Here is a 21,975-nt window from a genome sequence, read left to right as displayed (position 1 = left end):
ATTGTGAGGCCGTCTAGCGGCAGACGTCGCGGTAGGGCACGTCGGGAAGGTACGTCGGCCAGTCCCGCTCCGGCAGGGTGCGCCCCACCCGGGCGCACACGGCGGCGGCGATCCGCTCCGGATCCACCGGATAGTCGTGCACGCCCCCGGACCCGTCGGCGGCGTACAGGGTGGTGCCGTCGGGGCTGAAGGCGAGGCTGAGGATCTCGCTCCCGTACAGATCGATCGCGGGGCCGAGACGGCGCCCGGCGGCGACATCCCAGAGCTGCACGGTGCCCTCCCCGCCGCCGGTGGCGAGCACCTGCCCATCCGGCGCGAAGGCCATCGCGCCCACCGGCTCCAGTGCACCGTGCAGCACCGGCGGCCGCGGCGCCGGGCCACGAGTGCTCCACAGCATGATCCTGCCCATGCCGTCGCCCAGCGCCATCAGCCGCCCGTCAGGCGCGAACGCGAGATCGCCGAGATCGGAGCCACCCTGTGAGGACGGGTCGTAGTTCCCGCCGAACGGTCTCGCCGAGGCGGCGTCGACGAAACGGCCGGGCCCGGAGCCCGCGGGCGCCATGTAGTGCCCGTCCGGGGAGAAGACGTACGGCCCCGCGGGCTGGGCGAGGCGCACGGTCGTGCGCACCGCGCCGGTCCCAACGTCCCACAAGCGCATCCAGCGCTCGTCCTCCTGACTCGCCGACCGGATCAGCAGGGGGGTCATCTCGGCCACGAGCGTGCGGCCGTCCGGGCTCAGCGCCGCCGATTCCAGTCGCCGGTCCTTCGGCGCCCTGATGGTGCGCGACGCCGTACGGGTGGCGACGTCCCACACCGTGTACGCCCCCGCGCCGTCGCCGGTGAGCAGGTGACGGGCGTCGCGGCTGAACTGGGGCGGATCGGAGCCCGCGGCGTCGGGGCCGGGCTCCGACCCCCGGAGGGGTTCCCCGGCAAAACGGCGCCCGCGGACGTCCCACAGCCGCACCGCATCGGTCTCACTCATCCGGACGGCCAGCAGGCGCCCGTCCGGGCTGAGCGTCGCCGCGTACGGCTTTCCGGGGAGCCCGCCGCCCGCCAGGCGCTGCCCGAGGTCCACGGTGACGACCGACTGGTCGACCAGGTACCTGAGCGAACGCCCGCCGGAGTCGAACCGGACGTCCAAGGCCACTCCGTCGAGCCGGTAGTCCAGCAGCAGATGGCGGTCGGCGACCCGCCACACCTGGATCCGGTTGTCGGCGAACGAGGCCAGCAGCCCGCCCGGGCCGTACCGCAGCATGGGCATGCTCGCGAGGTCCAGGTTCACCGGTCCGGCGGCCGCCAACTGCCCGGGCAGGCGCCGCGCCGTCCCGGTGTCGACGAGGGTGACCGACCTGGCGCCCCGGCAGGCCAGCGTACGACCGTCCGGGCTGAAGGCGAGGGAGATCGGAGCGCCGGGGCAGGCGGCGCGGAACCGGGCGTCCTCGGTCCCGGCCGGCAGTCGCCGGAGGTGGACGCCGGGCTCGCCTCCCTCCACGGCGTACGCCGCGAGCCGCCCCGAGGCCGCGACGGCCGCGTGACCGAGTTCCCAGTGGGGAAGGACGCGGCCACTGTCGATGTTCCAGAGGAACAGGCCCTGGCCCTCGTGCACGACGAGGGTCGCGTCGTCGTCGCCGAACTCCAGGAGCAGGTCCAAAAGCGACCGGCGGTCCTCGGGGTCGGCGGAGTCGCCGGCCTGCGGGTCGTACTCCCGCCTCCGCTTCCCGGTACGGGCGTCCCACACGACCACCTTCGCGCCGAGCGCCGCCGCGAGATAACGGCCGGTCGGACTCAGCGCGACACTCTGCAACACCTGACCGGTGCCTATGCCGGTGTCGGCCCAGCCGCCGGTCCTCCGGCCGGTGCGTACGTCGTAGAGGCGGACGCCGTCGGCGCTGACGCTCGCCAGGACGCGGCCGTCGCCGCTCAGCGCGCGGAGCGTGGTGCCGGTCGCCTGAGGGTCGTGGAAGACGGCGGTCTCGGGCTGGTAAAGGGACGTCGTGAGGGCCGAGCGGGTGTCGGCGCCGGGAGCGAGGCGCCAGCCGGCGACCGTCAGCAGCATCGCGGTGGCCGGATCGGTCGTGCGCAGCGTCCCCGCCTGGGAGGCGACCTGCCGTCCGGTCGCCTGGTCGCGCTGCTCGGCGATCCTGCGGCCCTGGTACGCCGACAGCCCGCCGCCCGCGAGCGACAGCACGAGCAGGACGGCCAGGACCAGCGTGAGCAGCCTGCGGCGGTTGGCGCCCCTCCTGACCAGGGCCGAACCGGCGGCGAGATACTCGCGTTCCAGGGCGTTCAGGGCGAGGTGGCGCCGCCCGCCCGCCGCCCACGCGAGGGCCGCGTCGAGCCGGGCGCCCTGGAGCAGGTCGGCGTCCTTCCCGCCGTCACCGCGCCAGCGACGGGCCGCCGCGGCGAGTTCCATGTGACCGCGCAGGCCGTCGCGTTCCTCGTCGGCCCAGGCGCGCAGGCGGGGCCAGGCCCTGACCAGGGCCGGGCCGGCCAGCGTGACCGAGCCGTCCGCCCCGGCCAGCAGCCCGGCCTGGGCCAGGGCCGCGAGCACCTGTTCGACGGCGGCCCTCTCCTCCGCCGGACGGCCCTCCAGCAGTTCCGCACGGCTCACCCGGCGAGTGGTCTCATCTCCGTTCTCGTCCACCGCGATCATTCGCAGCAGCATGTCCGGGACGACGGCCTGCGCGGCCGGGCCGAGCCCGGCGTACACCTCCTCGGCGAGCATGCCCAGGCCGGGCTCGCGATCACCGTCCCGGCCCAGCAGCCCCGCCTCGGCGCTGCCCAGGGCCAGCAGATCCCCCTGGAAGCCGCGGAACCCGCTGACCAGGGCGTTCAGCAGGTCGCGGGCCGCCGGGCGCTCCTCCGGGTCCTTGCGCAGCCCGGCGGCCACCAGTGGACGCAGCGACTCGGGGAGCATGCTGAGATCGGGGTCGACGGACAGGACGCGGTGCATGACGCCGCCGAGGCTCTCCGCCTCGAACGGGTCGATGCCGGTGGCGGCGAACACGACGACGCCGCCCCAGGCGAACACGTCGGCGGGAGTGCCGGCCCGCCGCCCGGTGAACACCTCCGGCGCCATGTAGGTAGGCGTTCCGGCCACCAGGCCGCTCGCCGTCAGCGACATCTCCAGCGTCCGGGCCACCCCGAAGTCGATCACTCGTGGCCCGTCCGGCCCGAGGAGCACGTTGTCGGGTTTCAGATCACGGTGGATCACACCCGCGTCGTGGATCGCGGCCAGGGCGGTGGCCACTCCGGTGGCCAGCCGGTGCAGGTCGTCCCCGGTGAACCGGCGGCCCTCCTGACGCACGGCCCGGCGCAGGCTCGGCCCCTCCACGTACTCGCTCACGATGTACGGCTGGTCGCCCTCCAACTGCGCGTCCAGCACCCGGGCCGTGCAGAAGGACGCCACCCTCCGGGCCGCCGTCGCCTCCCGCCCGAACCGGCCGCGTAACTCCTGGTCGCGGGCCGCCTCGCCGTGCAGTACCTTCACCGCGACACGACGGCCCCCGGAGTCGTACGCCTCGTACACCACCCCCTGGCCGCCCGCCCCGAGCCGGCCCGCCAGCCAGTATCCGCCCAGCCGCTCCGGGTCCTCCGGCAGCAGCGGCGCCGCCAACGCCATACGCACTCCCCGCCTCTCGGTTCTTTGATGCCGCCGACGGTCCTGAGGTTCACGCGCCGGGAACCGCACGCGACCCCGGGCGTCCGCATGTCAGCGTTGGCGGGGTCCGCCCTCATAGGCGTCGCCGAGCGCCGCGGGGGTCGTGGTAGGTGAAAGCCCAGCGATCCTCGCCGGTCTTCCGGCAGGTGTAGCGGGTGGGGTGGCGTTAGCGGTCGTGGTTGTGGAGGCGACGTGCCGCCGGGAGTTCTCGCATCAGGCGACGGTGCGTCACTCCTCCCCGGAGAACCGCTCCCAGGCGGACTGGCGGGTCATGCCGAGGGCGGCGCCGATCCTGGCCCAGGTGACGCTCCGGTCACGCAGGCGCTGCACCCAGACCCGCAGGTTCTCCTCCACTTGCGCGCCCACGGCCGCGATGCGCGGCAGGAACTCCAGGATCTGCTCGTCGGTCATGCTCTCGGCGTACGGGATCTCCGGGGCCTCGGCGGACTCAGCGGAGTCGGCAGCCTTGGCGGCCTGGGCGGCCAGGATCTCGGCGCAGAGCCCCACGCACTCGTTGCAGATGTGGACGCCGGGACCGGCGACCATCTTGTTCACCTCGGTCTTCGACTTCGAGCAGAACGAGCAGCGGATGTCCTGTTCCGACAGAGAAGGTGCCGGCATGTCGCCCTCCCGGCATTCGTTGTCAGGCGTTTCCTGACGAGTGATCAGAAGACTACGACGTCAGGAACTACCTGACAAGATATCCTGGATCAGCCGGGCGAACGGCGGTTACGCCCGCTCGGGCTGGAGCTCCGCCTCGTACTCGATGTCTGCCGGTGACCGCCGCAGGACGAGGAGCCCGACCGCGAAAGCGGCGACCAGCAGGACGAAGGACACGGTGAAGGCCAGCCGGTAACCTCCGGCCAGGGCCACCACCCCGCTCGCCCCGCCGGCCAGCAGGCCCTCCGTACGCGACGCGGCCAGCGTGGACAGCACCGCGACGCCGGTGGCCATCCCGATCTGCTGAGTCGTGTTGAACAGTCCGGAGACCAGACCCGCGTCGTCGCCGCGCGCACCGGACATGCCGAGCGTGGTCAGCGCCGGGAGCACGAGGCCGCCGCCCATGATGAGCACCATCACCGGGAGCAGGTCGGTCGCGTATCGGGCGTCGACGGGGACGCGGGCGAGCCAGCCCATCGCGCCGATCAGCAGCGCGAGACCGGCCAGCAGGACGCCACGCGCGCCGAAGCGCATGGTCAGCCGGGGATAGACGAACAGGGACACCACCGCGATGGACACCGCCGCCGGAAGCATGGCCAGACCGGTGCCGAGCGCGCCGTACCGCAGCACGTGCTGCATGAAGAGCGCGACCACGACCTGGAAGGCGAACATCGCGCCCAGCGCCAGGACCTGCACCAGGTTGGCCCCGGCGACGGCGCGCGAGCGGAGGACCCGCAGCGGCATGAGCGGAGTGCGGGCGGTCGCCTGACGGACGAGGAAGGCGGCCAGCGACACGAGGGACGCCGCGCCGAACCACAGGACACCCGCGCCGTACCTCTCGATCTGGACCACGGCGTAGATGCCCAGCATGAGCCCGGCCGTGACCAGCAGGGCACCGAGGGCGTCGGCCCCGCCCGACAGGCCGGGCCCCCGCTCCGCCGGCAGCGCCCGGACGGCCAGCACGACGGTGACCACACCGATCGGGATGTTGATCAGGAAGATGTAGTGCCAGCCGAGGGCGTCGGTCAGGACGCCGCCGAGCACCGCGCCCAGCGACGCTCCGACGGCGCCGGTGAAGCCGAACACCCCGAAGGCCTTGGCCCGCTCCCCCGGGTCCGTGAAGGTCGTCACCAGGATCCCGAGCACGACCGCGGTGGCCATGGCGCTGCCGACGCCCTGCAGGAACCGGGCGCCGATCAGCATCGCCGGATCGCCCGCCACCCCCGCGAGCAGGGACGCGACGGTGAAGACCACGTTGCCGGCCAGGAACACGGCCCTGCGGCCGAGGAGGTCGCCGAGGCGTCCGGCCAGCAGGAGCAGCCCTCCGTACGCGATGAGGTAGGCGTTGACCGTCCAGCTCAGGTCGGCGGGCGCGAAACCGAGATCGCGCTGGATCGCGGGCAGGGCCACGGTGACGATGCTGCCGTCGAGGATCGTCATCAACATCGCCGTGGACAGCACGCCGAGTGCCAACCGGCGCGAAGGGGATATGCGCGACATCGGTCGCCTCCTGTTCATGGGGAACAGAAAGGACCGTAGCAGATAGTTTTGTTGCAGACTATCTATCGATGACCGATCATCCTCGCTGGCGTGCCCGGCGTACGGCCTGGGGCGCCTCCGCCGGAGTGCCCAGATGCCCCGTGGCCAGGAGGCTCAACGCCCGGACGAGCACCTCCGCCTCCTCCTTCGGCAACGATTCGAGCGCGGCCCGGTGAACCCCGTCGACGATCTCCTGGCTCCGCTTCGCCACCTGCGCGCCCTTGTCCGTGACCGCGACGATGCGGGCCCGCCGGTCGGCCGTCGACGGGCGGCGCTCGGCCAGACCGGCCTTCTCCAGGGCGTCGATGGTGACCACCATCGTGGTCTTGTCCATGTCGCCGATCTCGGCCAGCTGGATCTGCGTACGCTCCTCCTGCAGCGCGTGGACGAGCACGCAGTGCATCCGCGCGGTCAGCCCGATCTCCGCCAGCGCCGCCGCCATCCGGGTCCTCAGCACGTGACCGGTGTGGTCGAGCAGGAAGGACAGATCGGGTTCAGTCCGCGAGGGCGCCATGGCGGTCATGACCTCAGGTTACCAATTCGTCCGGTTCGGGATTATCTCTCTCGGACCGGCGTCACCGCAGGAGGGACTCCGCCATCGCGCGCATCCCGGCGGCGACCCGCTCGGACTCCCCGGCCAGAAGCAGTCGCGCGACCCCCTCGTTGTGCATCGAGCCGACGAGGACGTGGGCGACGAGATCGGCGTCGAGATCGGGCCGGGCCTCGGCGATCAGCGACGTCACGTGCGCGTGCCAGGACAGGTAGACGGGGTTGTCCGTGAGGCGCCCCTCGGCGTGCCGCCGGGTCGCCAGCGCGTGGTCGTGCGCCGTGATCAGTCTCCCGTTGCGGGCGGCGACCCCGACCACCGCGTCGAGGAAGGCGGCCAGACGATCGCGGGGCGGCGCACCGGGGCCGAGAGGGGGAGGACCGCCGGCGACGGCCTCGCCGAGGGCGTGCACCCGCTCCTCCATCAACGCGCGCATGAGGCCGACCCTGCTGCCGAAGCGGTGGAAGACGGTGCCCTTGCCGACGCCCGCCGCGGCGGCGATCCGCTCGATCGACACCTCGTCCGGAGCATGGCAGCGCAGCAGTTCCTCCGCGGCGCCGAGGATCGCACGCCGGTTCCGCGCCGCGTCGGCGCGTTCCGCACGCTGCTCGCCCATCTCGGCTCCCTGGTGACAACTGGACCTGTGGTCCGTACAGTAGCGGCGACAGAACTTGACCGACGGTCCAGTTAGGAGCGTTCATGCGCGCGATCGTGATGCACAGGACCGGGGACCCCGAGGTCCTCACGCTGGAGGAGGTGCCCACTCCGGTGCCGGGCCCGGGCCAGGTGCTCGTCCGTACGGAGGCCGTGGGCGTGGCCTACTACGAGACCGCGATGCGTTCGGGGCTCTTCCCCATGCCCCGGCCGCTCCCCTCGGTCTTCGGCTTCGAGGCGGCGGGCGTCGTGACCGAGGTCGGCGAAGGGGTGGACAGCGGCCTCATCGGCCGCAGGTTCGCGATCATGAATGCGACCGGCGAAGGCACGTACGCGGAGTACGTCACGGCCGCCGCCGACGCCCTCGTTCCCGTGCCTGACTCCCTGAACGCAACAGACGCGGTGGCGGTCGCCGTCCAGGGCGCCCTGGCGATGACCCTCCTGCGTACGGCCGGCCTCACCGGAACGGAGACCGTGCTGGCCGAGGTGGCGGGCGGCGGCGTCGGCGGCTACCTCACGCAGCTCGCCCGGCCCATGGGCGCCGCCCGCGTCCTCGCCACCGCGGGCAACCCGGCCAAACGCGAGCTCGCCCGGGAGCTCGGCGCCGACGACGTCTTCGACCACACCGACCCCGGCTGGACCGAACGGCTGCGGGAGGCGGGCGGCCCGATCGACGTCGTCTTCGAGTCGCTCGGCGGCGCGTCCGCCGGGCGGGTTCTCGACGCGATGACCCCGGGCACCGGGCGCATGCTGCTGTACGGCCTCCTCGGCGGCCCGCCGGCCGTCACGCCGATGGACCTGCTGCAGCGCGGCCTGACCCTCGTCGGCTGCGGCGGACCGGAGTCATGGATGTCCCGGGTGCTGGCCGCCCGCGCTGAGGTGCTGGACCTGGCGGCCCGAGGTGAGCTGCGCCCCCAGGTCGACTCGGTGCTGCCCCTGGCCGACGCCGCCGAGGCCCACCGGCGCATCGAGGCGCGCACCGCCGTCGGCAAGGTCGTCCTCGTGCCGTGAACAAGCACCGTCAACACAGCGCCGTGAACACAGCACCGTCAACACAGCGCCGTGAACACAGCGCCGTGAACACAGCGCCGTGAGCCCGGCTCACGAGGTGCGGCGGCCGGCCTGGGTGGCGGCGACGCACACGAGCACGGCGAGGGCCGCCGTGACAGTCGCGGCACCGATCTCCTCGTGCAGCAGCAGCCAGGCCCACACGAGGTTGAGCAGCGGCTGCGCGAGCTGGATCTGCCCGGCGCGGGCGATCCCGCCCATGGCGAGCCCGGCGTACCAGGGGATGAACCCCAGGAACATCGACACCAGCGCGACGTACGCGAACCCGGACAGCGACTCGGCCGAGGGCGCCATGGGTGTGGTCACCGCCAGGACCACCGTCACCGGGACCGTGACCGGGGCCGCGAGCACCAGGGCGTACGAGATGACCCGCCAGCCGGGCGTCTCCCGCGCCAGCCTGCCGCCCTCGGTGTAGCCGACTGCGGCCGACAGCAGGGCGAGCACGAGCAGCACGTCGGCCCCGGCGAGGCGGCCGGTCCCCCGCGTCAGCGTGAACACGGTGATCGACAGCGCGCCGGCCGCGCAGGCGGCCCAGAACAACGGCCTCGGGCGTTCCCCCGCCCGCAGCACCGCGAACGCGGCCGTGGCCGCCGGGAGCAGGCCGACGACCACCGCCGAGTGGGCCGTGCTCGCCCCGCTGTTCAGCGCCAGGCCGCTGAACAGCGGGAAGCCCAGCACGACGCCCAGCACGATCAGCACGTACGGCCGCAGGTGCGCGCGGGGCGGCAGGAGGGGCGCACCGGCGGCCCTGAGGCAGATCACCGCGACGACCGCCGCGACCACGGCCCGCCCGATCGCGACGAGGTACGGATCGAACCCGCGCATCGCGAACACGGTCGCCGGCAGGGATCCCGAGAACGACAGGACACCCACCCCGGCGAGCAGGCTGCCCCGCCACTCTCCCCGCCGTTCTCGCTGTTCTCCCTGCCGCTCTCCCCGCCGTGGACCACCGCCCGCTATCGGCCGGACATCGATAGCGCTATCGTTAGATTTCATGAATGACGATAGCAGTATCGTCCGTCTCGCCGCGATCCTCCGTACGGAGACGGAACGGTCGCGGCCGGGTGAGCGGCTGCCGCCGAGCAGGGAGATCATGCGCCGCCACGGCGTCGGCCCGGTGACCGTCTCCCGGGCCATCGCCCAGCTCGCGGCGGAGGGACGGGTGGTCACCCGGCCCGGCGCGGGCGTGTTCGTCGCCCCGGTCCGGCGGCCCGTCGCGGACGCGCCCGACTCGTCCTGGCAGACCGTGGCCCTCGGCGACCGGGTCGTCGACGACTCGGCGGTGGCCGGCCTGCTGGCCCAGCCCGCCGAGGGCGTCGTGCCTCTCACCGGCGGCTACCTGAACCCCGGGCTGCGCCCGGCGCAGGCCTTGGCCGCCGCCGCGGCGAGAGCCGTACGCCGCCCGGAGGCGTGGGGGATGCCGCCCGTGAACGGCCTGCCTGAGCTGCGCCGATGGTTCGCGGCGGAGGTCGGCGGCACGGTCACCCCGAACGACGTGCTCGTCGTCAGCGGCGGCCAGTCGGCGCTCACACACGCGTTCCGGGCGCTCGCGGCGCCGGGCTCGCCGGTCCTGGTCGAGACCCCGACCTATCCGGGCGCGCTCGCGGCGGCGCGGGCGGCCGGGCTGCGGGCCACGGCCGTGCCGCTCGACGGCGAGGGCGTACGGCCCGACCTGCTGGCGGAGGCCTTCGCCATGACCGGGGCGCGGGTGTTCTACTGCCAGCCGACGCTGCACAACCCCACCGGCGCGACCCTCGGCCACGAGCGCAGGGAGCAGGTCCTGGCCGTGGCACGGGCCGCGGGCGCCTTCGTCGTCGAGGACGACTACGCGCGTTATCTGGCGACCGGTCCCGTCCCGCCGCCCATGGCGGCCATGGACGCGCACGGGACGGTGGTCCACGTCCTGTCGCTGAGCAAGATCACCTCACCGAGCCTGCGGGTGGCGGCGCTGGTCGCGCGGGGGCCCGCCGCGCACCGGCTGCGGGCCTCGCAGGTGGTGGAGTCGTTCTTCGTCGCCCGGCCGCTGCAGGAGACGGCGCTGGAGTTCCTCACCTCCCCCGCCTGGCGCCGCCACCTCGGCGCGGTCCACCAGGAGATCGGCGTACGGCAGGCCGCACTGCTCGCCGGGCTCGCCCGGCACGCGCCCGCCGCCGAGGCGCACCTGGTGCCCCCCGGCGGCCTGCACCTGTGGGTACGGCTCCCGCCCGGCACGGACGAGGCCGAGACGGCCGAGGCGGCTCAGGCGAACGGCGTGCTGGTGAGCCCCGGACGGATCTACTACCCCGCCGAGCCTCCCGGCCCGCGGCTGCGGCTGACCCACACCGCCCCCGTCAGCCTCGCCGAGCTCGACGAGGGCGTGCGCCGCCTCGCCGCCGTCCTCCCCAACCGAGCGCCACGCTGACCGTCACCGGGCCCGGCGGTCCTGCCGGGGCGCGCGGGCGTCACGCGACAGGCGCTCGCGGCGCTCCTTGTTCCGCAGCGCCAGGTAGGCCAGGTAGCTGATACGCATGGGTTCCTCCTCCACCGGAATGCCAGACACCAGTGTAACGCTTATGGAGGTGTTGGTATTTCGCGACCTCCGACTGTCGTACAGTGGTCACGAGGGGTGATCGATCATGACGGGCCCGGCGGAGCTGCTCCGCGACTTCGTTAACACCTACGACGTCGAGGGAGACGCCGACGAGCTGGCATCGCCGGCCGACCTGTCTGTCTGGCTGCGCGAACGCGGGCTGACCGGCGATGGCGACCGGGCCTCCGACGAGGACCTCGCGATCGCCGCCCACCTGCGCGAAGGGCTGCGCGCGGCGCTGCGCCACAACCACGACGGAGGCCCGTACGACGGGCCGGAGGGCCTGGAGGCGGCGCTGGCCGGCCTTCCGGTGCGCGTGACGCTCTCGGGGGGCACACCCGCACTGGAGCCGACGGCGTCCGGCGTCGCGGGCGGCCTGGCGCGGCTCGCCGCGCAGATCCCGGCGGCCCACGCCGACGGCACCTGGCCACGGCTCAAGGTCTGCGCCGAGAGCACGTGCCAGTGGGCGTTCATCGACTCCTCGAAGAACCGGTCTCGCTCCTGGTGCTCCATGCGCGTCTGCGGAAACCGCACAAAAACCCGGGCATATCGGGCACGACGCCAGGTGGACGGCACGGCGAGGCCCTCCTGACCAGTACGGTGTTACAGGCTAAGAAAGGAGCCCGCCGAATGGGTGTGAGAGCTGCCCGCCTCGAGGACGTCGACGCGGTGACCAGCACCCAGATCCGGGCGTGGAAGGCGGTATACCGCGACTTCCTGCCACCGGTCCCGCTGGAGCACATGACGGGTCCGGCGGCGGAGAAGATGTGGCGCCGCCAGTGGGAGGAGGCGATCCTCTCGCCGCCCACGCCGCGTCACCGTCTGCTCGTCGCCGTCGAGCGGGTGGTGCCCGACACCGACGCGTTCACCGCGCTCGGGCCCGGCGGGATTCTGGCGACCGCGGCGCAGCGTGCCTCCGACCGGGTCGTGGGGCTGGCGTCGCACGGGCCCGCCGAGGATCCCGACCTCCATCCGGCCACGACGGCCGAGTTGATGACCCTGCTCGTCGACCCCAACCACATCAGGCGCGGGCACGGCAGCAGACTTCTCAACGCCACCGTGGACCACCTCCGTGAGGACGGCTACAGCACGGTCGTGACCTGGGTGTTCGCCGACAACCACCAGATGCTCGGCTTCCTGGAGTCGGCCGGCTGGGGCGAGGACGAGGCCGAGCGCGTGCTCGACATGGGCCGCCCGATCCGGATGATCCGCCTGACCACCGACATCAGCTGACCGCTCGCGTCCGCCCGGCCACCAGCAGCCCGGCCACCTCCAGCCCGCCTTCCGCCCCGCCGCCCGTCCCGTCCGCCAACCCCGCTGTCGGCACTCCGCAGGGGATTGGCCAGACTGGTGACGCCTTCACCGGCTACGCAAAGGTAGGAAAAGGGAGTCACGTGGCCACCCCAGCTCAATGGTTAGCGGGCGCACGCCCCCGCACGCTGCCCGCCGCCGTCGTCCCGGTCGCCGTCGGCACCGGCGTGGCGGTCGCGGAGGACGGCGCGGTCTGGTGGCGGGCCCTGCTCGCCCTGTTCGTCGCGCTGGCGCTTCAGGTCGGCGTCAACTACGCGAACGACTACAGCGACGGCGTCAAGGGCACCGACAAGGACCGGGTCGGCCCGTTGCGGCTGGTCGGCTCGGGCGTCGCGGCGCCGAAGCGGGTGCTCGCCGCCGCCCTGGCCTGTTTCCTCGCCGCCGCGGTCGCGGGGCTGGTGCTGGTGGTCGTCACCCGCGCCTGGTGGCTGCTGCTGGTCGGCCTCGCGTCCATCCTGGCCGCCTGGTTCTACACCGGAGGGTCCCGCCCGTACGGCTACCGCGCGCTCGGTGAGCTCTCGGTCTTCGTGTTCTTCGGCCTCGTGGCCGTGGCCGGCACGACGTACGTGCAGGTGGAACGCCTGACCTGGCTGTCGCTGGCCGCGGCGGTGCCCGTGGGGCTGCTCGCCTGCGCGCTCCTCGTGGTCAACAACCTGCGCGACATCGTGACCGACGGGCCGTCCGGCAAGCGCACGCTGGCGGTGGTGCTGGGCGACACCCGGACCCGTCTGGCCTACGCGGCGACCCTGGTGCTGCCGTTCGTGTGCGCGCTCGCCCTGGTGCCGGCGCGGCCCTTCGCCGCGCTGACCGTGCTCGCGCTCCCCCTCGTGGTGACCCCCGTCAGGACGGTGCGCTCGGGCGCGACCGGCCCCGCCCTCATCGCGACCCTGCAGCAGACCGGGCGCCTGCAACTCGTCTTCGGCGCCCTGTTCGCCCTCGGCCTGGCCCTGTTCTGACCGGCCCCGCCCTGCTCGGCCCTGCACTGCCGCCCTACTGGGAGCGGGCGCCGTTCGCGGCGTAGTCGCGGAGGGTGATGTTCTGCGCGGTCTTCCGCGCGATCTTCGCGGGCAGGTTCCTTCCGGGCAGGTAGGGCATGATCCTGTAGTAGCGGTTGAGGAACGAGGCCAGGAAGCGGTTGCCGGGGACCATCAGCTTGGCGACGCCGTCGCCCATCTTCTGGCAGCGCTCCGCGTACGCGCGCACCTCCCTCTCGTAGCGGGCGAACGCGACGCGGTGGTCGCCGTGCGCGTCGGCCAGCTCCCCCGCCAGGACGTACGCGCCGACCAGGGCCAGGCCGGACCCCATGCCCGACAGGGAGGACGGGCAGTAGGCGGCGTCGCCGACCAGGGCCACCCGGCCCCGGGTCCACGCGTCCATGCGGACCTGGCCGACCGAGTCGAAGTAGAAGTCCGGCGCGAAGCGCATGTCCCTCAGCAGCCGATCGCTCTGCCAGCCGTTGCCGGTGAACTGCTCCACGAGGACGGCCTGCTGCCGGGCCACGTCGCGCCGGTCCAGGTCCAGGATCGGTGAGCCGAAGTAGAAGACTGCCTTCGCCTCGGTGTTGTGACGCGCGCTGTACATCGCCACCAGCCTGTTGGCCGTACGGTAGGCGTGGCCGTGGTGGTCGAGGCCGAGGTGGTTGGCGGTGGTGAAGATCGCGCAGTAGACGCCCAGGTGCCTGACGTAGTCCTCCTCGGGCCCGAAGGCCAGGCGGCGGGTGGTGGAGTGCAGGCCGTCGGCGCCGACGACCAGGTCGAACCGGCGCGGCTCGCCGCGTTCGAAGGTCACGGTCACCCCGTCGGCGTCCTCGGCGAGCGAGGTGACGGAGTCGCCGAAGACATACTCGGTGTGCTCCTTGGTGGCGTCGTAGAGGATGCGGGCCAGATCGCCTCGGAGGATCTCGACGTCCCCGGCGAACAGGTCGGCGGGCAGCTCGGCCAGCGGCCTGCCGGCGCTGTTGACGTACGACATGGAGCCCATGCCGGTGCGGGCGCGCTCGATGTCGTCCAGGATGCCCATCCGGCGCAGGATCGACAGATGCGCCTCGCCCCGGAAGTCGACGGCGTATCCGCCGTCGCGCAGCGCGGGGGCGCGCTCCACGACGGTGGGGGTGAAGCCGTGGCGGTGGAGCCAGTAGGCGAGGGCGGGGCCGGCGACGGAGGCACCGGAGATCAGCACGTTGCGGTTGGCCACGGCATCGTTCACGACGTTCTCCGAGGCGTTGTTCAGGGCGTTGTCCATGGAGGAGAGCCTGCCGACAGGGGCTCACCGGAGGCTCACCCCCGGCTCACCGCCTCTGCGAGGGCCTCGGGAAGTCCCAGCCGGCGCAGCGCGTCCGGAGCCGAGATTCCGCCGGCCGCCACGGCTCCGGCGGCCTCCCGGTAGCGCGTCCGGGCCGTCGAGTGGTCGCCGCGCGCTTCCGCGACGCGGCCCAGACCGGCGAGCGCGCGCACCCGGTTGCCGAGGCTTCTGATCCAGTGCGGGTCGATCCGCTCCAGGGCCTCGCCGTACAGCCGTTCCGCCTCGTCCAGGCCGCCCTCCCCCAGGGCGATGTCACCGAGCCCTCGCAGGGCCGCCCCCAGACAGGTGCCGCTGCCGGCGCCGCGGGCCAGATCGGCGGCTCTCGCGTAGTCCGCGCGCGCCCCCTCCGCGTCGCCGGCGGCGGCCAGATAGTCGCCCCGGTTGACCAGCAGGTCGGCGGAGTCCTCCCGGGCGCCGAGCAGGCCGGTCAGGGTGAGGGCGTCGTCAGTCAGCGCGATCGCCCGCGCGTGGTCGCCGCGTCCGCCCGCCAGCCCGGCGAGCATGTCCAGAGCCAGTGCGGCGCCCCATCTGTCCCCGAGAACGCGGAACTCCTCGGCGGCCGCGCCGAAGTCCCGCTCTGCCGGTGCGACGTCCCTCTCGCCCAGGGCGCCGAAGCCCGACACGATCCGGGCGACCGCCCGCACCCACGGCTCGGGGCTGTCGTGCTGGGCCGACAGGAGGGTGAACGCGGCCTGTGGCTCGCTTTCGCCGACGTTCCGCATCATCCACGGCAACAGGACTGCCGGGTAACGGCCCGGCCGGTCGCCCGACCACGCGGCGGCCAGGGCTCTGTCCGCCGTCGCGCGGTGGCGCCGCCATGTCGCGTGGTCGGACGCGGCCAGCAGCACGCACGTCGCGTACTCCTCGCCGAGGCCGTCCGGGGGCGTGTCACCGAGCGCGCCGAGCAGCCCGATCGCGTACGGTGCGACCGCGGCGGACGCGCCCCGGATCCACAGGTAGGCCGAGGCGACCGCGAGCAGTTCCAGGGCCGTCGTGATCTCCCTGGCCTCGACCGCCCACCGCACCGCCGCCAGCAGGTTCTCGTGCTCGGCGACGAGGAGCGGCAGCCATTCCAGTTGCCCCGCCCGCCGCAGGTGCGGATCGGCCGTCCGCACGAGCTCCAGGACATGCCGCGCGTGGGCGCGCAGCGCCGTTTCGCGGTCGCCCGCCTCGTCGAGCCGCTCGGCGCCGTAGGCGCGGATCGTCTCCAGCATCCGGTATCGGCCGCGGGAGATCTCCAGGAGCGACTTGTCGGCCAGCGACTCCAGCGTCTCGGCATCCGTGCGGCACACCTGCCGCGCCGACTCCGCCGTCGCGCCTCCCGCGAAGACGGTGAACCGCCGTGCGGCTCGCCGCTCGGGCTCGGTCAGCATGTCCCAGCTCCACGCGACCACCGAACGCAGCGTCCGGTGCCGGCCGTCGGCCGGGCGGCTGCCGCGGGACGTGATCGCGAGCCGGTCGTTCAGCCTCCCCTCGAGTTCGCCAAGGTCCAGCGAGCGTAGCCGCGCTGCCGCGAGTTCGACGGCCAGCGGCAGGTCGTCCAGGGCCGCGCAGATCCGCCGTACGCGCCGGGGGTCGGCGGCGAATCCCCGTCGCACGGCGCGGGCCCGGTCGGTGAACAGCCGCACCGCCGCGTCGCCGTCGAGCGGACGCACCGGGTAGAGGTGCTCGCCGATGACTCCGAGAGGTTCGCGGCTGGTGGCCAGGACCCGCAGCCGCGGGCAGGCCGCCAGCAGCCGCGCCGCCAGTGCGGCCGCCTCCTCGACCACGTGCTCGCAGTTGTCCAGCACGAGCAGGAGCACCCGGTGGGACAGCGCCGCGATCAGGCGGTCGACCGGCGTCCGCGGGCCGTCCCCCATCTGCAGCCCGCTCTCACGCAGGCCGAGCGCGCCGAGCACCGCCCGCGCCGGCCCGTCCCCGTCGCCCAGCGCGGCCAGCTCCACGAAGCACACCTCGTCGGCCGCCGCCCCGGCCACCTCGACCGACAGCCGGGTCTTGCCCACGCCGCCGGGCCCGAGCAAGGTCACCAGCCGGGCCACCCGGAGCAGGCCGGCGACCTCGGCCACCTCCTCGTCGCGGCCGACGAAGGAGGTCAGCTGGGCGGGCGGTGCGGCGGGCCACGGCGACGGATCGGCGCTCAGCAGCTCCCGGTGCAGGGCGACCAGCTCGGCCGAGGGATCGGCGCCCAGCTCGTCGGCCAGGCGCCGCCTCACCTCCTCGAACACGAGCAGCGCCTCGCCCTGTCCGCCCTCGGCGGACAGGGCGCGCATCAACAGTCCGGCCGGCCGTTCCCTGAGCGGGTGGCGGCCGACCAGCTCGCGCAGCTCCGCGATCACGGCGCGATGCTCGCCGAGCCGCAGGTCGCCCTCGATCCGGTCCTCCAGCGCGGCCAGCCGCAGCTCCTCCAGCCGCGTCGCGGCGGCCTGGGCCGTCTCGCTCTCGGTGAGCCCGGCCAGCGCGGGTCCGCGCCACAGGTCCTGCGCCTCGCGCAGCAGCGTCACCGCTCGTTCCGCCTCGCCGTCGCGCAACGCCGTCCGGCCCTGCCCGGCCAGCCGCTCGAACCGGCAGGCGTCCACGTCGTCGTCCGCGACCAGGATCCGGTATCCCGCACCGCTCCGCTCGATCACGGCCTCCGGCCCCAGCGCGGCGCGCAGCCGGGACACCTGCGACTGCAGCGCGTGGGCCGACAGCACGCCGCCGGGATCGATCTCCCCGGTCAGCCGGTCGGACGGCACGACCCGGCCAGGGCGGATCAGCAGCAGCGCCAGCAGCGCGCGCCGCGCCGGTCCGCCCAGCGGAACCTCGCTCCCGTCGTCGCGCCACGCCCGGGTCTCGCCGAGGATTCCGAACCGCATGCCGGAGATTATCCTCCGGCGGGCGGCGACCACTACAGGTCGAGGAGGTGCTCCAGGCCCACGGTGAGGCCGTCGAGGCCCCCCACCCGCCGTACGCCCAGCAGGACGCCGGGCGTGAACGAGGCGCGGCTCATCGAGTCGTGGCGGATCGTGAGGGTCTCCCCCTCGCCACCGAAGATGATCTCCTGGTGCGCGATGAGCCCCGCGAGCCGCACCGCGTGCACGTGGACGTCGTCCACGGTCGCCCCCCGGGCGCCCTCCAGCGCGGTGGAGGTCGCGTCGGGCGAGGGGGCGAGACCCGCCTCGCGCCGCGCCCGCGCCACCAGTTCGGCCGTACGGCGGGCGGTGCCGGAGGGCGCGTCGGCCTTGTGCGGGTGGTGCAGTTCGACGATCTCGACCGACTCGAAGTGCCTGGCCGCCTGCGCGGCGAAGTGCATCATCAGCACGGCGGCGATGCCGAAGTTCGGGGCGATGAGCGAGTTCGTCCCCGGATTGGCGGCCAGCCAGCCGCGCACGGTCTCCAGCCGTTCGTCGTCGAACCCGGTCGTGCCGACGACCGTGTGGATGCCGTGGGAGATGCACCATTCGAGGTTGTCCATCACGACGCCGGGGTGGGTGAAGTCCACCACCACCTCCGCGCCGCTCAGCGCGTCGAGCTTGTCGTCCTTGTCGACCTCCGCCACGAGCTCCAGGTCGTCGGCCGCGGTCACGGCCTTGCACACTTCCACACCCACGCGCCCTCGGGCGCCCAGAACACCGACCTTAATCACGCGCCAAGGCTATAGCGCCCGGCCGCCGCGACGGCGGAGGGGAGGCACGGACAGGAGACACGGGCGGGGAAGCGCGGCCCGGGGTCAGTACGGACGGCAGACGAGAAAAGGCCGCGTGCGGTGCGAATGCACCACACGCGGCCTCCACAGCCCGCGGCGCGGGCTCACGACAGGCTTACGACAAGCTCACGACGGGCTCAGGCGATGGCGAAGCCGAAGTCCTTGTCGGCGTACGGCCCGATCACGGCGAGCGTCAGGGGCCGGTTGAGGACGTCCTGGGCGACCGCGGCGATCTCCTCGGGGGTGACCGCCTCGATGTGCCCGAGTATCTCGTCCACCGTCATGAGCCGCTCGTAGACGAGCTCGCTCTTGCCGATCCTGGACATGCGCGAGCCGGTGTCCTCGAGTCCGAGCACCAGCCCGCCGCGCATCTGGCCCTTGCCGCGGGCGATCTCCTCGGGCGTGATGCCCTCGGCCAGCACCCTGCCCAGCTCGTCGCGGCAGATCTTCAGCACGTCGTCGATCTTCGAGGGCAGGCAGCCCACGTAGATCCCGAACTGGCCGGTGTCGGCGTACTGCGAGGTGTAGCTGTAGGCGCTGTAGGCCAGGCCGCGCTTCTCCCGGATCTCCTGGAACAGGCGCGACGACATGCCGCCGCCGAGCGCCGCGTTCAGGACGCCGAGCGCGAAGCGCCGGTCGTCGTTGCGGGAGACGGCGGTCATGCCGAGGACCAGGTTGGCCTGCTCGGTGGGCCGGTCGAGCACCCGCACTCCGCTCCGGACGTCCACGCCGGGCCCGCCGATGCGCGGCTGCGCCGGCGCGGCGGAGCCGCCCAGCGCGCCCGCCCGCTCGTACGCCGCCGCGACCAGCGCGACCACCCGCTCGTGGTCGACGTTGCCCGCCACCGACACCACGGTGCGGGGCGGGACGTAGAACCGCTGGTAGTACTCGCGGATGCGGTCGCGGGTGAGCGCGTTGATCGAGTCGTCGTTGCCGAGGATCGGACGGCCGATCGGCGTGTCGCCGTACAACTCGGTGGAGAACTGCTCGTGCACCACGTCGGAGGGATCATCGTCGTGCATGGCGATCTCCTCCAGGATCACGCCGCGCTCCGACTCCACGTCCTCCTCGGTGACCAGCGAGGAGGTCACCACGTCGGCGAGCACGTCGATCGCCAGCGGCAGGTCCTCGTCGAGCACCCGGGCGTAGTAGCAGGTGTACTCCTTGGCGGTGAACGCGTTGATCTCACCGCCGATGCCCTCGATGGACGCCGAGATCTCCATGGCGTCCCGCGTCGGCGTGCCCTTGAAGAGCAGGTGCTCCAGGAAGTGGGTGGCCCCCATGTGCTCGGGGGCCTCGTCGCGCGAGCCGATGCCCACCCACATGCCGACCGCGACGCTGCGCACGGTCGGCATCGTCTCCGTCACGACCCGAAGGCCGCCGGGCAGGACGGTGCGGCGGACGACCCCCGCACCCTCCTTGCCCGGAAACAGCGTCTCGGTGGTCACGAGTTGCGCTCGTCCCGTCCGCCACGGGTACGGCTGCGGCTGCGGCGCGGAGTCCGCGGCTGCTCGTCCTCCCCCTCCGGCGCGGCGGCGGCCTCGGCGGGCGGGGCACCGGTCTCCGCGGCGCCGGTCTCAGCACCGGCGTCCTTCTCGGCGGCCTCCTTCTCGACCACCTCGACCGGGACCAGCGAGAGCTTGCCGCGCGAGTCGATCTCGGCGATCTCGACCTGGATCTTCTCGCCGACGTTCATGACGTCCTCGACGTTCTCGATCCGCCGGCCGCCGTGCAGCTTGCGGATCTGCGAGACGTGCAGCAGGCCGTCCTTGCCCGGGAGCAGCGAGACGAACGCGCCGAACGCGGCGATCTTGACGACCGTGCCCAGGTAGCGCTCGCCGACCTCCGGCATGTGCGGGTTCGCGATGCCGTTGATCAGCGTGCGGGCGGCCTCGGCGGACGGGCCGTCGGTGGCGCCGATGTAGATCGTGCCGTCGTCCTCGATGGTGATCTCGGCGCCCGTGTCGTCCTGGATCTGGTTGATCATCTTGCCCTTGGGGCCGATGACCTCGCCGATCTTGTCGACCGGGACCTTGATGGTGATGATCCGCGGCGCGGTCGGGTTCATCTCCGCCGGGGCGTCGATGGCCTCCTGCATCACGTCGAGGATCGCCAGCCGGGCGCCCCTCGCCTGCTTCAGCGCGGCGGCGAGCACGTGGGCCGGGATTCCGTCCAGCTTCGTGTCGAGCTGGAGCGCGGTGATCAGGTCCTTGGTGCCGGCGACCTTGAAGTCCATGTCGCCCATCGCGTCCTCGGCGCCGAGGATGTCGGTCAGCGTGACGAAGTTCTCGCCCTCGCCGATGAGGCCCATCGCGATGCCCGCGACCATCTCCTTGAGCGGGACGCCCGCGTCGAGCAGCGCCATCGTGGAGGCGCAGACCGACCCCATGGAGGTCGAGCCGTTCGACCCGACCGCCTCCGACACCTGCCGGATCGCGTACGGGAACTCCTCACGCGTGGGCAGCACGGGGATCAGCGCCCGCTCGGCCAGCGCGCCGTGGCCGATCTCGCGGCGCTTCGGCGAGCCGACGCGGCCCGTCTCACCCGTGGAGTACGGCGGGAAGTTGTAGTTGTGCATGTAGCGCTTGGTCCGCTCGGGATTGAGCGTGTCGATCATCTGCTCCATGCGCAGCATGTTCAGCGTGGTGATGCCGAGGATCTGGGTCTCGCCACGCTCGAACAGGGCCGAGCCGTGCACCCGGGGCACGACGTGGACCTCGGCGTTGAGCTGCCGGATGTCCTTGGGCCCGCGGCCGTCGATGCGGACGCCCTCGCTGATGACCCGCTCGCGCATCAGCTTCTTGGTCAGCGACCGGAAGGCGGCGCCGATCTCCTTCTCGCGGCCCTCGAAGTCGGGCAGCAGCTTCTCGGCCGCGAGCTGCTTGACCCGGTCGATCTCCAGCTCGCGCTCCTGCTTGCCGGCGATCGTCAGCGCCGAGGCCAGCTCGCTCCGCACGGCGGCGGTGACGGCCTCCAGGGCGTCGTCCTGGTAGTCGAGGAAGATCGGATACTCGGCGGTCTCCTTGCCGGCCACCTCGGCCAGCTTGGACTGCGCGTCGCAGAGCACCTTGATGAACGGCTTGGCGGCCTCCAGGCCCTGGGCCACGACCTCCTCGGTCGGGGCGACCGCGCCCTCGGCGACCAGCTTCAGCGTGTCGCGGGTCGACTCGGCCTCGACCATCATGATCGCCACGTCGCCGTCGGCGATCGTGCGGCCGGCGACGACCATGTCGAACGTGGCGCGCTCAAGCTCGACGTGGGTGGGGAACGCCACCCACTGGCCGTCGATGAGCGCGACCCGCACGCCGCCGATCGGGCCGGAGAACGGCAGCCCGGCGAGCTGCGTCGACATGCTCGCGGCGTTGATCGCGATCACGTCGTACAGGTGGTCGGGGTGCAGGGCCATGATCGTCGCGACGATCTGGATCTCGTTGCGCAGGCCCTTCACGAACGACGGGCGCAGCGGCCGGTCGATGAGGCGGCAGGTGAGGATCGCGTCCTCCGACGGCCTGCCCTCCCGGCGGAAGAACGAGCCGGGGATGCGGCCCGCCGCGTACATCCGCTCCTCGACGTCGACGGTGAGCGGGAAGAAGTCCAGGTTCTCCTTGGGATGCTTGGACGCGGTGGTCGCGGACAGGATCATGGTCTCGTCGTCCAGGTACGCGACCGCGCTGCCTGCTGCCTGCCTGGCCAGCCTGCCGGTCTCGAACCTGATCGTACGCGTGCCAAACGGGCCGTTGTCGATAACGGCCTCCGTGCTGTGGACACCCTCCACGGGGGACCTCCTTCTCGGATCGGTCTCCCGCGTCTCGGTTGCCGGGCTCCCCGTTCAGGTGCAGTGCCGGTCTTCGATCGAAGCGCCCGGTCCGTCCGCACGGCTTTCGCCGTGCCGACCGGGGGCCACTACCGAGGACCGGCCCTCTCACGCCGCGGGATCGCGCTGCGGCTTGCTTGCGGACGCGGGGCACTGTGTCTCGGCT

Annotated in this window: 16 protein-coding genes; 5 read left to right on the top strand and 11 right to left on the bottom strand. The window is 72.9% G+C overall.

Translation table 11 applies throughout. From position 1 onward, the window contains the following. Window positions 1-13: 13 nt before the first annotated feature. From F5972_RS26095 to F5972_RS26075, 5 genes are all read right to left on the bottom strand, one after another. The gene (locus F5972_RS26095; protein ID WP_150936828.1) at window positions 14-3,622 is read right to left on the bottom strand and encodes a serine/threonine-protein kinase; all 3,609 of its coding nucleotides are present in this window, start codon (window positions 3,620-3,622) and stop codon (window positions 14-16) included. Between the two features lie 267 nt (window positions 3,623-3,889). Next, window positions 3,890-4,282 carry a ClpX C4-type zinc finger protein gene (locus F5972_RS26090; RefSeq protein ID WP_150936826.1) on the bottom strand — a complete coding sequence of 131 codons (393 nt, stop codon included), beginning with the start codon at window positions 4,280-4,282 and terminating at the stop codon, window positions 3,890-3,892. Window positions 4,283-4,390: 108 nt separating this feature from the next. Further along, the gene (locus F5972_RS26085; RefSeq protein ID WP_225311873.1) at window positions 4,391-5,821 is read right to left on the bottom strand and encodes an MFS transporter; all 1,431 of its coding nucleotides are present in this window, start codon (window positions 5,819-5,821) and stop codon (window positions 4,391-4,393) included. Between the two features lie 76 nt (window positions 5,822-5,897). Beyond that, window positions 5,898-6,383, bottom strand: a complete 486-nt coding sequence (locus F5972_RS26080; RefSeq protein ID WP_150936825.1) for a MarR family winged helix-turn-helix transcriptional regulator — start codon at window positions 6,381-6,383, stop codon at window positions 5,898-5,900. Window positions 6,384-6,435: 52 nt separating this feature from the next. Then, entirely contained in the window at window positions 6,436-7,023 is a 588-nt protein-coding gene (locus tag F5972_RS26075) for a TetR/AcrR family transcriptional regulator (RefSeq protein WP_150936824.1), read from the bottom strand. 83 nt (window positions 7,024-7,106) lie between these two features. Here F5972_RS26075 and F5972_RS26070 point away from each other — a divergent pair, with 83 nt between their 5' ends. Beyond that, entirely contained in the window at window positions 7,107-8,072 is a 966-nt protein-coding gene (locus F5972_RS26070) for a quinone oxidoreductase family protein (protein ID WP_150936822.1), read from the top strand. A gap of 90 nt (window positions 8,073-8,162) precedes the next feature. Here the strand turns inward: F5972_RS26070 and F5972_RS26065 are convergent, their stop codons facing one another. Continuing rightward, window positions 8,163-9,125 carry a DMT family transporter gene (locus F5972_RS26065; protein ID WP_150936820.1) on the bottom strand — a complete coding sequence of 321 codons (963 nt, stop codon included), beginning with the start codon at window positions 9,123-9,125 and terminating at the stop codon, window positions 8,163-8,165. Here F5972_RS26065 and F5972_RS26060 point away from each other — a divergent pair. From F5972_RS26060 to F5972_RS26045, 4 genes are all read left to right on the top strand, one after another. Then, the gene (locus tag F5972_RS26060) at window positions 9,124-10,530 is read left to right on the top strand and encodes an aminotransferase-like domain-containing protein (RefSeq protein ID WP_150936818.1); all 1,407 of its coding nucleotides are present in this window, start codon (window positions 9,124-9,126) and stop codon (window positions 10,528-10,530) included. The two genes, F5972_RS26065 and F5972_RS26060, sit on opposite strands and share 2 nt — an antisense overlap. Before the next feature lie 214 nt (window positions 10,531-10,744). Further along, window positions 10,745-11,290: a CGNR zinc finger domain-containing protein gene (locus F5972_RS26055; RefSeq protein WP_150936816.1), complete on the top strand. Its 546-nt coding sequence runs from the start codon at window positions 10,745-10,747 to the stop codon at window positions 11,288-11,290. 38 nt (window positions 11,291-11,328) lie between these two features. Then, on the top strand, window positions 11,329-11,931 hold the full coding sequence (locus F5972_RS26050; RefSeq protein ID WP_150936814.1) for a GNAT family N-acetyltransferase: 603 nt from the start codon (window positions 11,329-11,331) through the stop codon (window positions 11,929-11,931). Between the two features lie 161 nt (window positions 11,932-12,092). Further along, entirely contained in the window at window positions 12,093-12,965 is an 873-nt protein-coding gene (locus tag F5972_RS26045; protein ID WP_150936812.1) for a 1,4-dihydroxy-2-naphthoate polyprenyltransferase, read from the top strand. Between the two features lie 34 nt (window positions 12,966-12,999). On the opposite strand, the gene F5972_RS26040 is transcribed toward F5972_RS26045, so the two are convergent. The 5 genes from F5972_RS26040 to F5972_RS26020 all read right to left on the bottom strand — a co-directional run bounded on the left by F5972_RS26040 (window position 13,000) and on the right by F5972_RS26020 (window position 21,770). Beyond that, window positions 13,000-14,250, bottom strand: coding sequence for an FAD-dependent monooxygenase (locus tag F5972_RS26040; RefSeq protein WP_150936810.1), 1,251 nt, complete (start codon window positions 14,248-14,250; stop codon window positions 13,000-13,002). Between the two features lie 35 nt (window positions 14,251-14,285). Then, window positions 14,286-17,165, bottom strand: a complete 2,880-nt coding sequence (locus F5972_RS26035; protein ID WP_150936808.1) for a BTAD domain-containing putative transcriptional regulator — start codon at window positions 17,163-17,165, stop codon at window positions 14,286-14,288. Between the two features lie 32 nt (window positions 17,166-17,197). Further along, window positions 17,198-17,935, bottom strand: coding sequence for a 4-hydroxy-tetrahydrodipicolinate reductase (dapB, locus tag F5972_RS26030; protein WP_150936806.1), 738 nt, complete (start codon window positions 17,933-17,935; stop codon window positions 17,198-17,200). A gap of 197 nt (window positions 17,936-18,132) precedes the next feature. Beyond that, window positions 18,133-19,443, bottom strand: coding sequence for a M16 family metallopeptidase (locus tag F5972_RS26025; RefSeq protein WP_150936804.1), 1,311 nt, complete (start codon window positions 19,441-19,443; stop codon window positions 18,133-18,135). Continuing rightward, a complete protein-coding gene (locus F5972_RS26020) occupies window positions 19,440-21,770 on the bottom strand; it encodes a polyribonucleotide nucleotidyltransferase (protein WP_150936802.1) in 2,331 nt (776 codons plus the stop codon). Before F5972_RS26020 ends, F5972_RS26025 begins: the two co-directional genes overlap by 4 nt. Between the last annotated feature and the right edge of the window lie 205 nt (window positions 21,771-21,975).

The organism is Microbispora cellulosiformans (assembly GCF_008728085.1).
GTDB lineage: Bacteria > Actinomycetota > Actinomycetes > Streptosporangiales > Streptosporangiaceae > Microbispora > Microbispora amethystogenes.
The sequence above is the reverse complement of the archived record's forward strand: the minus strand, read 5'-3'. Positions and strand labels throughout refer to the sequence as shown.

What these genes read in the sequence shown, in the direction of transcription:
- F5972_RS26095 (WP_150936828.1), bottom strand. Translation starts at nt 3,622, where the DNA reads ATGGCGTTGGCGGCGCCGCTGCTGCCGGAGGACCCGGAGCGGCTGGGC.
- F5972_RS26090 (WP_150936826.1), bottom strand. Translation starts at nt 4,282, where the DNA reads ATGCCGGCACCTTCTCTGTCGGAACAGGACATCCGCTGCTCGTTCTGC.
- F5972_RS26085 (WP_225311873.1), bottom strand. Translation starts at nt 5,821, where the DNA reads ATGTCGCGCATATCCCCTTCGCGCCGGTTGGCACTCGGCGTGCTGTCC.
- F5972_RS26080 (WP_150936825.1), bottom strand. Translation starts at nt 6,383, where the DNA reads ATGACCGCCATGGCGCCCTCGCGGACTGAACCCGATCTGTCCTTCCTG.
- F5972_RS26075 (WP_150936824.1), bottom strand. Translation starts at nt 7,023, where the DNA reads ATGGGCGAGCAGCGTGCGGAACGCGCCGACGCGGCGCGGAACCGGCGT.
- F5972_RS26070 (WP_150936822.1), top strand. Translation starts at nt 7,107, where the DNA reads ATGCGCGCGATCGTGATGCACAGGACCGGGGACCCCGAGGTCCTCACG.
- F5972_RS26060 (WP_150936818.1), top strand. Translation starts at nt 9,124, where the DNA reads ATGAATGACGATAGCAGTATCGTCCGTCTCGCCGCGATCCTCCGTACG.
- F5972_RS26065 (WP_150936820.1), bottom strand. Translation starts at nt 9,125, where the DNA reads ATGAAATCTAACGATAGCGCTATCGATGTCCGGCCGATAGCGGGCGGT.
- F5972_RS26055 (WP_150936816.1), top strand. Translation starts at nt 10,745, where the DNA reads ATGACGGGCCCGGCGGAGCTGCTCCGCGACTTCGTTAACACCTACGAC.
- F5972_RS26050 (WP_150936814.1), top strand. Translation starts at nt 11,329, where the DNA reads ATGGGTGTGAGAGCTGCCCGCCTCGAGGACGTCGACGCGGTGACCAGC.
- F5972_RS26040 (WP_150936810.1), bottom strand. Translation starts at nt 14,250, where the DNA reads ATGGACAACGCCCTGAACAACGCCTCGGAGAACGTCGTGAACGATGCC.
- F5972_RS26035 (WP_150936808.1), bottom strand. Translation starts at nt 17,165, where the DNA reads ATGCGGTTCGGAATCCTCGGCGAGACCCGGGCGTGGCGCGACGACGGG.